General features: G+C 44.1%; 10 protein-coding genes. 4 read left to right on the top strand and 6 right to left on the bottom strand.

What is annotated here, in order from left to right; genetic code table 11:
* Positions 1 to 2: 2 nt before the first annotated feature.
* The 6 genes from BMX95_RS24705 to BMX95_RS24675 form a co-directional block, all read right to left on the bottom strand.
* Positions 3 to 3221 carry a SusC/RagA family TonB-linked outer membrane protein gene (locus BMX95_RS24705; protein WP_081197148.1) on the bottom strand — a complete coding sequence of 1073 codons (3219 nt, stop codon included), beginning with the start codon at positions 3219 to 3221 and terminating at the stop codon, positions 3 to 5.
* Between the two features lie 414 nt (positions 3222 to 3635).
* Positions 3636 to 4106: a lipid-binding protein gene (locus tag BMX95_RS24695; RefSeq protein WP_081197150.1), complete on the bottom strand. Its 471-nt coding sequence runs from the start codon at positions 4104 to 4106 to the stop codon at positions 3636 to 3638.
* A gap of 45 nt (positions 4107 to 4151) precedes the next feature.
* Positions 4152 to 5624 (bottom strand): SusD/RagB family nutrient-binding outer membrane lipoprotein, encoded by a 1473-nt coding sequence (locus BMX95_RS24690; protein WP_081197151.1) that lies wholly within the window; start codon positions 5622 to 5624, stop codon positions 4152 to 4154.
* A gap of 27 nt (positions 5625 to 5651) precedes the next feature.
* Complete coding sequence (locus BMX95_RS24685; protein ID WP_081197152.1) at positions 5652 to 8864, bottom strand: SusC/RagA family TonB-linked outer membrane protein; 3213 nt, start codon at positions 8862 to 8864, stop codon at positions 5652 to 5654.
* A 440-nt stretch (positions 8865 to 9304) separates the two neighbouring features.
* Positions 9305 to 11377 carry a ComEA family DNA-binding protein gene (locus BMX95_RS24680; RefSeq protein ID WP_081197153.1) on the bottom strand — a complete coding sequence of 691 codons (2073 nt, stop codon included), beginning with the start codon at positions 11375 to 11377 and terminating at the stop codon, positions 9305 to 9307.
* Positions 11374 to 12195: a hypothetical protein gene (locus tag BMX95_RS24675; protein ID WP_133053819.1), complete on the bottom strand. Its 822-nt coding sequence runs from the start codon at positions 12193 to 12195 to the stop codon at positions 11374 to 11376. Before BMX95_RS24675 ends, BMX95_RS24680 begins: the two co-directional genes overlap by 4 nt.
* A gap of 107 nt (positions 12196 to 12302) precedes the next feature.
* On the opposite strand from BMX95_RS24675, the gene folD reads away from it, so the two are divergent.
* From folD to dprA, 4 genes are all read left to right on the top strand, one after another.
* A complete protein-coding gene (gene folD, locus BMX95_RS24670) occupies positions 12303 to 13178 on the top strand; it encodes a bifunctional methylenetetrahydrofolate dehydrogenase/methenyltetrahydrofolate cyclohydrolase FolD (protein WP_081197155.1) in 876 nt (291 codons plus the stop codon).
* Positions 13179 to 13268: 90 nt separating this feature from the next.
* Positions 13269 to 13886 (top strand): 7-carboxy-7-deazaguanine synthase QueE, encoded by a 618-nt coding sequence (locus BMX95_RS24665; protein ID WP_081197156.1) that lies wholly within the window; start codon positions 13269 to 13271, stop codon positions 13884 to 13886.
* A 115-nt stretch (positions 13887 to 14001) separates the two neighbouring features.
* Positions 14002 to 15909 carry an OmpA family protein gene (locus BMX95_RS24660; protein ID WP_081197157.1) on the top strand — a complete coding sequence of 636 codons (1908 nt, stop codon included), beginning with the start codon at positions 14002 to 14004 and terminating at the stop codon, positions 15907 to 15909.
* Positions 15910 to 16016: 107 nt separating this feature from the next.
* Positions 16017 to 17120, top strand: coding sequence for a DNA-processing protein DprA (dprA, locus tag BMX95_RS24655; RefSeq protein WP_081197158.1), 1104 nt, complete (start codon positions 16017 to 16019; stop codon positions 17118 to 17120).
* Positions 17121 to 17389 lie beyond the last annotated feature (269 nt).

Genomic DNA, 17389 nt, shown 5'->3' with positions numbered 1-17389 from the left:
TTTTAGAATTTCAGTCTAACATTCATACCTATAGAGCGGGTGGTTGGATAAGCACCGCTTTGCATACCTATTAAATTACCGGCAGACACTGTTTCTTCAGGATCTGAGTAAGGTATGTTTTTATGGATGATCCATAAGTTGCGGCCAAATACAGAAACATCAATTCCTTTAATGGCTTTGATCTTTCCTAATACGCTTGAAGGCAATGAATAGGTAATGTTAGCCTCTCTTAACTTAACATAGCTCGCATCGTAGGTGTAGGCTACCTGTGGCTCTTGTGGAGAGTTGGCATCAACTACTACCCTTTTAATGTTTGCTTTACCATCTTTTGTAACGCCCTGGAATACTACACCGCCACCATCGGCCAATGAGTTACGAACGGGATTACCCAGGTCATTCAAACCAGCTGTTTCTTTATAAACACCGGTACCCTGTGCATAGAACTGATCGAGTGACCAGATGCTGCCACCTTGTTTCACATCCACCAGGAAGCCCAGTGACAGGCTTTTATACTTAAAGGTATTGTACACACCGCCGATCCAGTCGGGGTTAACATCACCAAAAATATTGGTGGTAGTGGTGGTAGTTACATAATATCCTTTATCGTCTATCAGCCTTTTGCCGTCTAACATTTCATAGGTTTTACCCTGAATAGTACCGTAAGGCTGGCCAACAGAAGCGTTCAGGCTTACCCCACTCTGGAAAGAACCCAGTTGGAGGTTTTTCGCGCCTGCATTCAATGAAAGTACTTTGTTACGGTTGCGCGTAAAGTTTACATTGATTGTCCAGGAGAAGTCTTTTGTGCGAACAGGTGTACCATACAATGACAACTCGATACCTTTATTCTCTATTTCACCGGCATTTATCCATTTCTTGGTATAACCAGTAGCTGGATCTACTTCGGCATTAATGATCTGATTGGTAGAATTGGTTTGATAGTAGGTAACATCAAAACCTAACCGGTTTTTGAAAAAGGCCATTTCCAAACCAACTTCACGGCTTTTGGTCAATTCCGGCTTAATGTCCCTGTTGTTCTTGGTATCGGTTACAGAGAACAAGATGGCAGAACCAAATGGAGTTGGCTGATCGTATACATCTTTTATAATACCCCATGGAGCCATGTTACCTACTGTGGCATAGTTTACACGCAGTTTACCGGTACTCAACCAGGGTACAGTAGTAAGGTGGTGTGAAAACAGCCAGCTGCCTGAAACCGCATAATAGTTATAGGCATTCGTATTAACTGGTAAGGTAGAAGCGCGGTCTCTGCGGAAAGTAGCGTCCAGTGATAAATAATCCTGGTAGCTCAGCGTTGCACCTGCAAAATAACCATCCACCGCAATAGGTTGATAAGTTTCAACCGGCGCAATATTTCCTCTTGAATTCGAAATGGAATATAAACCGGGAACGATCATACCACCGGAAGTGCTTGCCAGACTTGAATTGGAATTAGACCTGCGCATATTGGTACCTAACAGGGCCTTGAAATTAAGGTCCTTTGAAAGGTTTTTGTCAACATTGGCCATCAGGTCGTAGTTCAACTCATTGAAGGTACGGTCGAAGCGGGCGTAGGATGATTCACCCGAGCTGCCCACGGCAACACGTTCTTCCTGCAACTCGGCATAATTATCAACTGAAATACGTCCCAGGAAACTTAACCAATCAGTTGCTTTATAATCGAGAGATGCATAACCGAAGGTACGGCTGCGCCAGTCGGTTTCATAGTTCTCATAAACTGTCCAGTAGTAGTTATCTGTATAAATGGGATATAAACCATTCAATTCATCGGAAGGATCGCTCCAGTTCCAGGTTACGTTTTTACGATTCCTGAAATAGGCGTCTTTTTGTTCTTTGATATCAACGTTGGTCTGATACCATTGTCTGAAATTCTGATTTATATTACGTCCGCTGTAACCAGTTCCATACCGGCCCTTGCCATCTATTTTGGAATAGTTTACGGCGGCACTGGCCGTTAATTTAGGGGTGATAGCATATGTAGTACTGAAGTTCACTATATTTTTCCGAAGTCTGCTGTTTGGCAGAATACCCTTTTCCTCGTTGCGGGTGTAGCCTAATTTAAAACCTCCTTTGTCGTTGGCGCCATCCAACATGATGCTTTCGTTATTCGACAGGCGTGTTTCATAAAATGTAGAGGGGTCGTTTTGCGCAGCAACCCAGGGACGGGCCTTATGGTAATTTGGTCCGGCGGCATCAAATGCATCCCATTGATACACCATTATGTTTGGATCGAACTTAGCACCGTAGGAGGCATCCTGGGAAGTAGGCGCTACATAATCATCCACGCCATCCCCGTTTACATCAAAATAATAAAATCCATCTTTATCATAAGGATCGGAATAACCTGCGCCGTATTGTTTCTGGTATTCCGGAAAGGTTTTTCTGTCCATTGAGTTAACAGTGATACCTGAGTTCACAGTTAATCCCAGTCCTTTTTTAGCCTTTTTGGTTGTGATCATGATCACACCATTGGCAGCCCGTGAACCGTATAAGGCAGTGGCGGCCGCGCCTTTTAACACGTTGATGCTCTCAATGTCATCGGGGTTAATGTCGGCAGCAGCATTACCATAATCGTAGCCACCACGCCCGGTGGTCTGGTTGGTATTGGGGTTGTTAGGGGTGGTGACGGGCCTTGTGTTCATGGAATTATCAACCGGAACCCCATCTACCACAAATAATGCCTGGTTGTTACCGGTAACTGATTTGGTACCACGGATCACGATATTGGTAGAGCTACCCATACCGTTACCCTGGTTAATTTGCAAACCTGATACTTTACCGGAAAGTGCGCTGAAGGCATTACCGGTACGATTTCTACTAACATCGTCCCCTGCAACAATTTGTGCAGCATAAGGCAGGGTATTTTTTGTACGCTTGATACCCAGGGCGGTAACCACCACCTCGCTCATTGTTTCAGCATTGTTCAAGGCAACCAACAGGGCTCCGGTACCGCTGGCTCTCAATTCTTTGCCTTCAAAACCAACGGCAGAAACAATAAAAGTGGAATTTGCGGGAGCGTTGATGGAGAAGTTGCCGTTTGCATCGGCGGCGACGGCACTGGTGGTGCCTTTGATCTTAATGGTGGCAAAGGGAATGGGATCTCCTTTTGAATCCTTTACCTGGCCGGTGACAGTTTTGGTTTGCCCTACGGCCATAGCAGTGCATAGCACTAACACTGCTAGCAGTGATAGCATTTTTCTCATGTGACTTGTAAGTTTAATTTTGAGGTTCTAAATGTATTGAAATTCCTGATTAAACATCAAAAAAAAGTTAAATCGGGTTTTTCGGCAATAAAACCAATTTGGGCTAGACAAGCGAAATTTGGAAAATGCTGCAATCGTTTTTGCGGGCTAAATTTTGCAAAAGGGGATGAAAATCAGGGAGAGGGTAATAAAAGCTCCTATAAACTCTTCAAATTTGATGGCTAATACATTACACAAATCACTTAATTAATTTTTTTGTCCGCTAAGTGTTTTCCCGGAACAATCCAGCACTGCTTTTCGCCTCAATTGGGAAAAACGAGCAACCCATTCCATGCATAAACGGGCAAAAAAGAAAGGGTCCCGATAAAATCGGAACCCTTTTTATTGATCTAAATCAATTGCATTTACTTGTAATTAGTAGTCATCAGTATCCCACATGGTTCTGGCGTGACCTGCAATTTTGTATGTTACGCCGGGTTCATCGGAATACTGCACTTCCAGGTAGATACTGTCTGTTGGGTTATTGGTACGGGAGTGCCCAACATTTGGCAGAATTTTGCCATTGGTAATAGTGATCGCATTCGTTTTATGCACACTAATGTTCTGCGAATTCTGAGCAGAGAACTCTAAGCTGTTCATATCAATTTTCACTTTACATGCAAACCTGTAGCCATTTCCTACAGTATCCAATGAATTAACCCAGATTGAATCAGGGTTTGATGCCGTATTATAGGTAGTGATCTTTACTGTTGAGTCACCTGTTTTATAATTTACCCACCATTCATTAGCAACCTTAACAGCAGTGGTAGTACCGGGATCCTCCGTTTTGCTACAGGCTGTTAAAAGAGCAGCCACAAAAAATATTAAGATTATAATATATCGCATAAATAGTTTCCTTTTAATCTAATAAAGTAATTGTTGTGGTTAACCTTATTGTATTGCCCACCAAACAGGTTTTGTAATGGGTACTTCTGCCGGTGTATTTTTATTTCTTGATCTTTCGGAATCAGGAAATACCAAACGCTTGGGGAATTTACCGCCTGTTACACCATTAGGAGAAAACACGAATTGCCCGGGCACATAACTGGCTTCTTTTGAATAAACCGGGCTTGTTCTGGGATAACCGGTCCTGTTTTTGTCAAAGAATGCTTCCAGTGAATGGCAGCCATAAGCAAAGTGTGCCCATTTTTGAACAATGATCGCTTCAATCTTTTCAGGTAAAGTTCCGGCAGCAGGATACTCATATACACCACCCGCCTGAATAAAAGGAGCTACCTCATCACCATAACCCAGTGCAGCAAACGCAGCAGTTACCCCTTTATCATATAAGGCTTTTGCACCGGTGCCGCCAAAGTAGCGCTCAAGCGCTTCGGCTTGCAAGAAGTAAGATTCTGCTTCAGAAATAAACTCAACAGGGTCTGTTGGGGATTGATTAAATGTAGTGACCCTGCTGTATTTAGATAAAAAGTCACCCTGGTGCATAGGTACCGCATCTGTACTGTCATAGAAAGCAACAATACGGGGGTCATTGTTTGCATTTAACCAGGTAGTAAAGGTTGCACTCGCTTTAAGGTTTGTACCAGTATTTAACCGATAGATATTATACGCATAAAACGGATTTTGCTTGTCTGGCGTACTGGTAAAGAGCTTCATTGCGGCATCTATATCAAGGAAAGCTGCATTATTGGTATACAAATCCCTGATACCTGCTTCTGCTACCTCAGGGTGCGCATTGATCATACGCAGGTAAAATTTCAACTTCAACGTGTTCGCAAACTTTACCCAGCTATCCATATCACCACCGAAAATAAAATCATTGTCTGCGGGATCTCCATCTCTTTCTGTCGTAATATCTTTAGACAGTGCGGTGTCGATCCGCTTCAACAGATCCTGGTAAATGGTATACCCATCATCAAACTTCGGATTGATGTTAGCCTTTCCTTGAAAAGCCTCTGAATAAGGAATCTGGTCGTATAGATCTACCAGGGTAGCAACGGTGAATGCATTCATTACAGTACCCATCAGGTAATACTTCCATTCGCCAGCTTTCTTTGCCGTATCAAGTGCATAATAATAATCGTTCAGCGCTCCTGAATACAGTTCCGCATAGCTGCCTTGATAATCAGTGCTCTGAATGTTATAGGCATCAATGGTTTTGTATTGGTTCGAAGTCCAGTTCTGTGTGTAATATTGAGACCAGATACCGCCAATGATGTTTAATTCACCGCCAATGCGGCCCGTTGTAGACATCATGGCCGAAGGATAGATCAATGCCGCGGTACCAGTTACCACAGGCGCTTTGTTGGGATCGTTGTTAATATCAAGTTGCTTTTTGCAGCCAACAAAAATTGTAGAGGCAGCTGCAGCAATTATATATAAAGACTTTTTTATTGAAAGGTTCATACTTCAAATATTTTTTGGTCCAGGTAATTAAAAGCTTGCTCTCAGTGTCAAACCAAATTGTTTGGTGCTCGGTCCGGTTCTGAATTCACCAAATTCACTCTGCAGATCGTTTCCGAAGTTGGTTACTTCAGGATCGATGAAGCTGTTTGATTTTGGCGTCCACAACAGGAAGTTTCTTCCATAAGCAGTCAATGAAAGATTCGAAGCTTTTATTTTTGAAGCTATAGATTGTGGCAAACGGTAAGTCAGGGTTACATCACGTAACTTCAGGAACGATCTGTCAACAATAATATAGTTATAAACTTCTGCTTTATTCGTTGTATGATAATAGTAATCGTCGATATGCGCTTCGTCGATGAAAGTTTTGTTTTCTACGTAAGTAGTTTTTCCTGTTCCATCAACATTTGCATTCACCGAATTAGGAATAATAAACGGACGACGGTTGTTGTAAGTAGTATAGAGTGCATTACCTACAAAACCCATCAGGTCGGAAGTACCACTATAAAACTTACCGCCTTTTCTGTAATCCAACGAAAAGCCTAATTGAAAATCTTTATAGCTGATGGTATTTTGCAAACCCATCATAAAATCGCGTTGAGAGCTGCCATATTCCGCTTTATCGGGTGCAACTTCGGGTATACCTGTTTGTGCATTTACCACCATTTTTCCATCGGGTGCATACAGAGGTACCGGAGCCAGGAACACGCCAAGCGGTTTGCCGGGGATGGCATCAAACTCAGCATCGTATGCCTGTTGCAAAATCACTTTATCAGGACCACCATTTAAATTCTCCACATTACTACGGTTGCGGGCAAACGTATAGTTCATGGTCCAGGTAATGTTTCTGGTTTTAATAGGCACCACGGTTGCTGTAACCTCTACACCCTTGTTGCTAACCAGACCAAGGTTTTGTACCATGCCGGTATAACCTGAACCCGGAGAAATGGGCACAGTAAAGATCTGTCCGTCGGTTTTCTTTTCATAGTAATCGGCATCGATACCAAAGCGACCATTCCATAATGAGATCTCACCACCCAATTCAACCTCTTTGGTAATAATTGGTTTCAGGTGCTGGTTGTTGATGGTATTATCTATTTCATACCCACCTACCCCATTAATAGGGAAGGTAAGGTTACCATAACCTAATTGAACATCGCCAGGCGCCAGCACAGGATAGATCTGGTATGGCGCGGCATCTGCACCGGTTTTACCGTAAGCCGCTCTGAACTTCAGTAAAGAGATAGGCGTGTTGGTCAGGTCGAAAGTTTGAGAAGCTATCCACGACAGGTTAGCGCCAGGATAGAAAAAGCTATTATCATCCAACGGCAAAGTTGATGACCAGTCGTTACGGGCATTTACCGTTAAGAACAACTGACCCATGTAACCCAGGGTAGCCTGTGCATACACACCCGCTAATTTTCTAAATGAGTTTATATTAGCGCCGGTTGGCTGGTTTACTGAGTTAGACAGGTTATAAAAACCCGGGATGGTCAATCCTTCAATACGGGTGGTTACCTGTTTTGATTGCGACTGGTTATAGGTAGTACCTACCAATCCATCCAAAGTAAATTTAGAACTCAGCTCTTTATTGAACTTCAGGTTCAGGATGGTATTGAACGATCCATCGTAGTTGCTTGTTTCGGCATAAGAACCTACATCGGGCTGCCGTTCGGACCCTTCTACGTTACCACCGGCATTGTAACTACCTACTTTAGGCGCATTTTTTGCGTTCCAGGCAGTGGTGCGTGAGTTGGCAAAGTCGCCACCGATAATAAACTCAGCAGCCAGCCAGCTGTTGAACTTGTACCCGAGGTTGATGTTACCAAAAAGCCGGTCGGTATTTTGTTTACTGCCATTTTCGTTCACCCCATACCATGGATTCTCTGCATATGGCGTATAGTAGTTGTCTACGTTGTTGTATGGATTCTTATAGTCTTTGAAATCCTTAATCGACATATCTACAGGAAGCTGCAACAGATCTTCAAACAAGGAAGAACCCACACCAGATACGGCTCTTGTAGCAGGTGCGTTCATACGTCTGTTGATGTAGTTCATGGACGTATTCAGCGTAAAATTCTTATAGGTTGAATTGGAACGCAGCGCAAAAGAATGACGTTCCAACGCATCGGCTTTGGTAGGAATAATACCATCGCTGAAAACATTACCATAAGAAAAGTAAAACTTGTTGTTTTCATTTCCACCAGATAAGGAGATGGTATTGTTTGATTCGGTACCTACATCATAAAAGTCTCTTATATTGTCATGCGCTGAAAACGGCTTGTTTCTGTACACGCCATTTACGGGTGCACCCCATTCACGAACTTTTCCATCTAAACGAGGTCCCCAGCTACCATTTTCAGAGGGGATCCACTGTGCATCCCAACCCTGACCAAATTGATTTTGGAAGTCGGGTGTTTTTCCAATAGACGTTAAATTGTACGTGCTTGTCAGATCAACTTTCAGTTTACCGGCTTTACCACGTTTGGTAGTGATGATGATGGTACCGTTCTTGGCTTGTGAACCATAGAGGGCAGAAGCAGCAGTTCCCTTCAGAACAGTGATGCTTTCAATATCGTTCGGGTTAATATAGTTCAATCCGTTACCATAATCATACACCCCATCGGAAGCAGATCTTTGACCGTTGATAGGTACTTCACCACTTGAAGCGGGTCTGTTATCTGCCAAGGGCACTCCATCGATTACATACAATGGCTGGTTGTTACCGCCCGCAATAACGCCATAACCTCTTAATACAACTTTAGAAGAAGAACCAGGGGTTCCACTAACTGTAGAAATATCTGCGCCGGCAATTTTACCCTGCAACGCATCTAACGGCCCCAATGGAGCGGTTTTGTTGATATTTTCTGTGCTGAATGTAGCGGTTGAATAACCAACTTTGGCTTTGCTTTTCACCTGACCCATAGCAGTAACCACCACTTCTTTCAGTGATTCCTGTTCTTTTAAGTCAATGGAAAGAGTGGTTTGGGTGCCGGCATTGATCTCATGAGCCTGAAATCCTGCGCCTGAAACAATCAAAACTGCACCTTCTGGAATGTTTACGGAGAATTTACCATTTTGATCGGCAGCTACTGCACCTTTGCCGCCTTTAACTTTTACTGTCGCAAAGGGAACGGGGTTTCCCTGTTGATCTTTTACTTCGCCGGTCACTGTACGGGTTTGACCAAAGCTTATGGCAACGCAAGCAAGGAGCATCGCTGCCAGCAATACAATTTTTCTCATGAGACTTGTAGATTTTTTAAATAAATAAACCTGAAAAACTAAAAGCTGTTAATCGAAAATTTTTAATTCATTAATTAATAAATAATTTTTTAACCAACCGGTAGACAAACCTGATTCTGCAACCGCTGCAAACAAACAGCGTACAAAATTTTTTCAAGAAAACTTCAATGTAGTGACGATCTGGCTCAAACTCCCATTGGTATTGAATTACAAAAAGCCGTTACACTGTTTTAAAAAAATACCACCAATTAGCAATGGATCAAAAAATGTGAAAAACTCCTGTCACCTTATAAAAATTTAACAGATTTATAAAATTACAGGGCGGCAAATTTATATAAAAATGTTTTGGTATTATGTATAACCGAATTTTATTCCTGCTTTAATTAAAATTTAATTTGTCTTTCTGACATTTGATTTGAACAATAAATTATCATGATTGTTCACCGCCGCTTCAAAATAATTTGAAGCTTTGCGTCCAACCTATTATAGGCATCAATTAAAGTGGTAGTTGTTTCAACCGCCGAATGAGCGGGGTAAAGGGTTTGTGCTATCGAAAAAGAGAGTAGGCAATTTATTTTTCGCGGCCGCTGCATAACAGAGCTCCGCGTTAACCGGTAATTAACATTTACAACATAGCGGAATGCTTTATTAAAAAGTGGCGGTATAGAAAAATTATATAATACGGTATTCTCAAAGGCATACAACCGGCTGTTGTAGCCATCCGTTTCAATGTATTGAATTCGGGCACTAAAGAAAAAAGGTTTGAATGCTGGCTTCACATGCCCTTCGGTGTAAAAAAGAAAACCGGTTTCAGCTTGTTTGCTGTTACGCGCATACCAAACAGTTTCCACCCGGCTTCGCAATTCAACAGTCTTATTTAAGCGATAACTCACGTGAGTCCGCCAGTTTAACCGGGTCACCGGCACTACGGGTGAAATGCCCGGGAGGGAATCGGTTTCATTCATCGATTTGGTTTCCTGTCTGAAGCGGGTATATAGCTCCAGGTATTTATTAGGGGTATAATTCAATTGGATCAAATATTCATGTCCTTCAGTTGGAGCATTTACCTGGTATTTTAACCAGGGAAACCTGAATACGTCCATATATACGTCCAGTTTCCAGCCAGCAACGGGTTTGATGGATAACCCGGCATAAAAACCGTTTTCGTTCACCGGCAAACTGTTTTCGGTAAAAGCGTTGCTGAAAAGTGACTGATACCGGTTGTTAATAGAACGATACACGATTGCAAGATCAACTTTTGGATCAAGGCCGGCCAACAAACCATGTATCATGGCCCGGTTTAACAATTTATCAACCGCCACCTCTCCATACACATGCATATTTCGGAACGTATAACTATAATCGACGCTGTAATTACTCCAGTTCCGGCCATTGATAGCAAACTGGTCATATACCTGGCCGCCGGGCTGCAGGGGATTCGACAACAAGTACTGAACGGCATTAACGCCTATATGTGACCGGTTATTGGCCAGTTTCAAAGCTGCGCCCGTAGTTATGCAGGGCACATTGTTGCGATCATTCAGTTCGGCCATAGTGCGGTGATACCCGGTAGTTATAATGGAGGAAATGTATCCCGGCGAATTCAGCAAACTATCCGTTATGAGGTTGGTATTTAGCTTCCGGTACGAACCAAAAGCTGTAAACTGGATGTTTTTCTTCTGTAATGTAACCCCAATACCCCGGTGAAAATTATACTCCCCCGCCGAATTATAAGGTTGCAGCGTCGCGCCCTGTCGTTTTATACTCAATACCTCAGCGCTTTTTTTAAACCCCATCCCCTGCCATTGAATCAATCCCTGTCCAAACCCAATGGTAAAATCACCAATAGCCAGTGATTGGATAATGCCCAGTTTACGGGCGAAGAAATGAAAGGAATAAAAATCGAACCCGTTCTTTTGCGTGCCTTTAAAAAATTGTTCTCCGGCATCTTTGTCGCCTGTTATGCCAAATTGCAACAGGTTTTTGTAATTGTATTTATAGCGCACCAGCACCGCCGCTGCACTTCCCAAATAGCTGTCGGTTGCTTTTGCCGCTTCGCCGGATGTATTTACAGTTTGTGCCAACCGTAATAAAAGGGTTTGTTCGCCCTGCCGGAATCGTTCGCCTAGCTTTTCAATGATGTTTTTGGGATCACTTACAACTATATAAGGCAATAACCGCTTTATAGTGGGCACATCCCACGCCGGAACGGCCTGCAATTCGTGTACCTGTAATAAAGGCCCCAGCAGGCTCCGGTATAATAAAAGGTTACTGATCTGCAGATCGGTTAACAGGCGCAGGTTCTTTAATTCATTTTCGGTAGCTGTATTCAAATTAATGGGGTGCTGCTGTAAATACTCCAACTGCTGCCATTGGCTGTCATCTTCTGTTATCCCTTCTTCCCGTTCCGCCTGCATTTCCAGTTGTTGTTCATTAACCGGTGTGGGCGGTTTTTCCTGGGCCACCACCACCGTTCCCTGCGCAGCCAGCCATATGACAAACGTCCATTTCACGGTTCCGTTTTTTGTTTTCCATAAAATAACAGCAGTAAGCCGGGTGTAAGCCCCAGTTGCGGGTGAAAACGCACACAGGCATCGGCCCGGCAATTTTTCCATTGCCAGCCTACACCTATATAGGGTGAGGTAGTGGCGGTGGTAATGCCCGTGCGTACAAACAACCTGTCGGGTACCAGTATATATTGCAAACCAGCCTGCACGTTTACCGGCTGGTTTTCTTCTTTGGTGAGTTCGGCGCTCAGGAGTAATTGAGCCGACACTTCATACCCCGCACCAAACTGATAAACAGCTGCCAGCTTTTCCTGGTAATGATTGCGAAAATGCCCACCCACGGGGTTTGCAATATGAAAACCGGTGATGAGGGTTGAACTCACCTGCCACTGACTGCCAACTTCAAACCCAATTGCCGCATCATTGCCATAACCAGCCACGTGCATCATATTATAATTACACTGAATGCCCAGACTCACCTTCCCCAGGTTTTTACCATAGGCAAGCCCGGCCTGGCTTTCATTAAAATCGTTGAACCCGGCATACTGCATAGCGATGCCTACCCCTCCACGGCCTACCGGCATGGCAGCGGTGGCCATAAAGAGCGACAGGGCTTTTAACCCATATTTTTGTTCGGTATAAACACCCGCACTTGTTTTGGAAATATTACCCAGGGCCGCCTGATTGGCGAGAAAGGAAAACGATTGGGTAAACTGATGGCTGTAAGCGCCCAAACCGGTATACAAGGTACCGGGTGAGTAATGTATTGACTGGCCATTGGCTAGCCAGGGGATAAGAAATAATGGCAATAACAGGTTTCTCAAAACAGCAAGCTTTTCAGAATCAGGCACTAAACATATTTAAATATTGTTGATATAACAAATTTTTATTCAGGTTAGGGCAACTTACCGCAGTACTTTACCTTTGCGCCATGAAAATTTTAGACGGGCAGCTTGTATCACAGGCAACAAAGGATGAATTGAAAATAAAAGTGGCTCAATTGGTAGCGGAAGGTAAAAAAGTACCCCATTTGGCCGCCGTACTGGTGGGCAACAATGGAGCCAGTGAAACGTATGTTGGTTCTAAAGTAAGAACCTGTGAAGAGATCGGATTTCATTCTACCCTCATTCGCCTCGAAGATGACATCACCGAATTCAAATTGCTGGAAACAATTGAAAAGTTGAATGATAATCCCGATGTGGATGGCATTCTGGTACAATTGCCTTTGCCTAAACATATTTCTGATGAGAAGGTGATCAACGCCATCGATCCTTCAAAAGACGTGGATGGTTTTCACCCTGTGAGTGTTGGAAAAATGGTACAGGGTCTTCCTACTTTTATTCCCGCCACCCCGCACGGCATTATGCTGATGCTGGAACACTATAAAATAGATACGAAAGGCAAACATGCGGTAGTGATTGGCCGCAGTAATATTGTGGGCCGCCCCATGAGCATACTGCTGAGCGCCAATTCCAATCCTGGTAATTGCACAGTTACCATTTGCCATTCAGCCACCAAAAATTTAAAGGAACTGTGTCTGCAAGCTGATATCATTGTGGCTGCCCTGGGCAAACCCGAATTTGTTACGGCCGACATGGTGAAAGATGGCGCTATTGTAATTGACGTAGGTATTACCCGTGTTGCCGACGCTACTAAAAAAAGAGGCTATGCCTTAAAAGGAGATGTACAGTTTGATACGGTATCACCCAAATGCTCGTGGATAACACCGGTGCCAGGTGGTGTTGGTCCTATGACCATTGCCGCGCTGATGAAAAACACTTACAACGCCTGCATAGAAAAAAACTAGTAATATATTAACGTAATTATATACTAATGCCAGCCCGCCAGTAGTGTTAGCGAAGGCGATGCTAAAAGCGCATTCAGTAACTTTGTGTCTATGGTATCAACACAACCCACTATACAATATCCTGTAATGGAAGCCTTCTATACATTACAAGGCGAAGGCTATCACCAGGGAAAAGCTGCTTATTTCGTTCGCCTTGGCGGATGTGATGTGGGTTGCGTTTGGTGCGATGTAAAAGACAGCTGGGATGCCGGTAAACATCCCTTGCAATCAATTGATGAAATAGTGACTGGCGCCAGTGCATTTCCCGGCCGTATGGCCATTGTTACCGGGGGCGAACCGTTGATGCATAACCTCGATGCGCTCACCGATGCATTGCATGCAGCCGGCTTTGCCACCAATATTGAAACTTCCGGCGCCTGGCCGGTCAGCGGTTCCTGGGACTGGATCTGTTTATCACCCAAAAAGTTCAAAGCGCCATTGCCTGAAATACTGCCCATGGCCAATGAATTGAAAGTGGTGATCTATAACAAAAGCGATTTTGAATGGGCTGAAAAGTATGCCGCCCTGGTATCGCCCTCCTGTAAATTATTCCTGCAGCCGGAATGGAGCAAATCGGCCATGGTAACTCCGCTTATCATTGACTATATCAAGGAAAATCCACGGTGGGAGTTCTCGCTTCAACTACACAAGTACATTCACGTGCCTTAATGGCCATTTATAACGCTTTCTTATAAACTTTTTGGCTGAAATCATCGTCTAATCGGGGGTGGAATTTTATCTTTATACCCCCCAGCCCATTGCCTTTTCACCATAAAAGCTATAGATGATAAAAAAGTTAATTGCAATATCCATGCTGGTTGGGCTTTTTTGCTCAGCCCGGGCACAATACGATCCTGATAAGGTAAATAAAAAGGCAAAAGCCTCTTTTGAAAAAGCCTACAGCTTTGCCATGAATGGAAATTATGCAGAAAGTATAAAAACCCTGCAGGATGCCATTAAGTTAGACCCCCGCTACCTGGAGGCTTACTTATCGATAGCAGGTTTGTATTCTGAACAAAAGAACTACCCGATTGCGCTTGAAAACTACGAGAAAGCAAAAGCTATAGACAGCAATTGGTTTAAAGAATATGATCTCCCCTATTCCATTAACCTGGCTGGCATGGGTGAATTTCAGAAAGCGCTTACGGCGATAGATGAATTTTTGGCTATTCCTAACCTCAATCCACAAAGCAAAAAGGCAGCTAATTATCGCCGAAAAACATATCAGTTTGCCATCGATTACAGCAACCAGCATCCCGCAGGGAATTATAAGTTTTCGCCACAGAATATGGGCGATAGCATCAACAGCAACCACCTTGAATATTTTCCTACGTTTACCATAGATGACAAGGATTTTATTTTTACGCGCCGCGTAAATGGCAATGAAGAGTTTTATGAATCGCATTTTGAAAATGGCCATTGGACAAAAGCCGCTCCCTTACCGGGTGACATCAACTCGAACCTGAACGAAGGTGCCTCGAATATTTCACAGGACGGGCAGTGGCTCATCTTCACGGGTTGTAATTTCCCTTATGGCTATGGCAGTTGCGATCTGTATATTTCATACTTAACACCCGAAGGCTGGAGCAAACCCGAAAACATGGGCAACCGCATTAATACGGAGTCCTGGGAATCTGCCCCCAGCCTGTCGGCCGATAAACGCGATCTGTATTTTGCCAGCAACCGCCCCGGTGGTTATGGCGGCCAGGACCTGTATGTTTGTCGCCAGTTGCCCAATAGCCGCTGGAGCGATCCTGAGAACCTTGGGCCCGAAATAAATACCATCGGCGATGAGAGTGCCCCTTTTATTCATGCCGATAACCAAACGCTTTATTTCACTTCGGCTGGCCACCTGGGTTATGGCGGTTCAGACCTGTTCATGGCAAAAAAACAGGGCAAGGGCTGGAGCAAACCAATAAACCTTGGCTATCCCATCAATACCATCGAAAATGAAGGCAGCCTGGTTATTGCCGCCGATGGCAAAACCGCCTATTATACCAGCGACCGTACCGATTCCCGGGGCGGGCTTGACCTGTATTCATTTCAATTACGAGATGATATCAGTCCGGCCAGAACGCTGTGGGTAAAAGGAAAGGTGTTCGACAAAAAAACACTGAAAGGATTGCCCTCCGGTGTTGAACTAACCGACCTGGGCACACGTGAAGTAATAAGCAGGGTACAAACCGATGCTACCGGCAATTACCTCATCACCTTACCTGTTGGTAAAGACTATGCGTTCAATGTAAAACGCCGGGGCTACCTGTTCTTCTCAGAAAACTTCCCCCTGAGCCAGAAAGCACCTGACAGCACTTACAAGATCGATATTCCCTTACAACCCATTGAAGCCAATGCCAGCGTTGTGTTGAAGAATATCTTTTTTGAATCGGGTAAGTTTGATCTGAAAGACGAATCAACTATCGAGCTGGATAATATCTTCCAGTTAATGAAAGAGAACCCTACCCTTAAAATACAGATCAGCGGCCATACAGATAATGTTGGTAAGGCTGCCGATAACCTGGCGCTCTCCAATAACCGCGCCCAGGCTGTTGTGAAATTCCTGGTAAGCAAAGGCATTGAACAGGCACGCCTCACCTTTAAAGGATTTGGCGCCACACAACCTGTTGCAGATAATGCTACAGAAGAAGGCCGCGCACAAAACAGAAGAACAGAATTGCAGGTTATTAGTCAATAGTAATTGAAAATAAATTTTACCAGCCTCAGTACAAATAAACCGTACTGAGGCTTTTTTATTGCTGTTATAAAAAAGGGAAGTTGTAAATTAGGGGGCATATTACCGCTATGATAAACGATCTGCTTTACCAGCTGGCATTAACACAGGTGCCTCAAATTGGCTGCGTACATGCCAAATTACTGATTGAACAATTCCACACTGCTGAAGCCATCTTCAAGGCAGGCATTTCCCAACTCGAAAAAACAGAAGGCATAGGAACTGTTCGCGCACAACACATTAAACAGTTCAGGGATTTTGCCAAACTAGAAAAAGAGATCGACTTCATAGAGAAGTACAAAATAAAACCGCTGTTCATTAGCCAACCCGATTATCCGCAACGGTTGTTGCATTGTTACGATTCCCCTACTATGTTATTCTACCGCGGTAATGCCAACCTCAATACCTCCCGTATAGTGGCTGTTATAGGCACCCGTATGAACTCGGCATATGGTAAACACCTCACTGAAAACCTGGTAGAAGCGCTGGCCCGGTATAATGTGCTTGTTATCAGCGGGCTGGCATTTGGCATCGATGCCATTGCGCATAAGGCTGCGCTTCAACATGCTACGCCCACCGTAGGGGTGCTGGCACATGGCCTCGATTCCCTGTATCCCACAGAACATACGAACCTGGCAAAAGAAATGGTTCAACAGGGCGGCGGTTTAATAACAGAATTCTTTAGTGATGTTACAGCAGAAAAGCACCACTTTCCCATCCGAAACCGGGTAGTTGCCGGCATGTGCGATGCAGTAGTGGTCGTTGAAACCGGCGTAAAAGGCGGCAGCATGATCACCGCGGAGCTGGCCAATGGTTACAATCGCGACGTATTTGCCTATCCGGGCAGGGTAGCCGATGCCAAAAGTGCAGGTTGCAACGCGCTCATCAAAAACAATAAGGCCATTTTACTCACCAATGCACAGGAATTGGCAGAATCTCTTGGCTGGAATGAACCCACCCACAAAAATCCTCCGCCCCAAAAAGAACTCTTTGTTAATTTAAATGCCGATGAACAAACCCTGGTTGGCATACTAAGCGAAAAGAAACCGGTGCACATCGATGAACTGAATTTGCGGTGCGGTCTTAGCACCAGTTCGCTGGTAACTGCCGTTCTCAACCTCCAAATGCAAAATATTGTTCAGGCCCTGCCAGGTAATATGTATCAATTGGTGTAAACCAGGTCAACAGCCATTGGTAGTCAATGAACTAACTTAAATCCTTCACAAATCAGTGACCGGGGATTGTAGCGGAAGGGTAGCAAACCGGCGGGGTAATGGTGGTCTTATTGCCAGGTAATTGTAGTGGGATGCTCTGAAGGTTGTCCGGGAACTGTCTGAGGACAGTCGGGAATAGTACTGTAAGGGGCATCCACAGACAATATCCAGACAATATTCAGACAACTACCAAAGCACTTCCTGACCATTCCACTAGAGTCTGACACCTC

It is taken from the genome of Niastella yeongjuensis (assembly GCF_900110245.1).
Taxonomy (GTDB): Bacteria; Bacteroidota; Bacteroidia; order Chitinophagales; family Chitinophagaceae; genus Niastella; species Niastella yeongjuensis.
The sequence above is the reverse complement of the archived record's forward strand: the minus strand, read 5'-3'. Positions and strand labels throughout refer to the sequence as shown.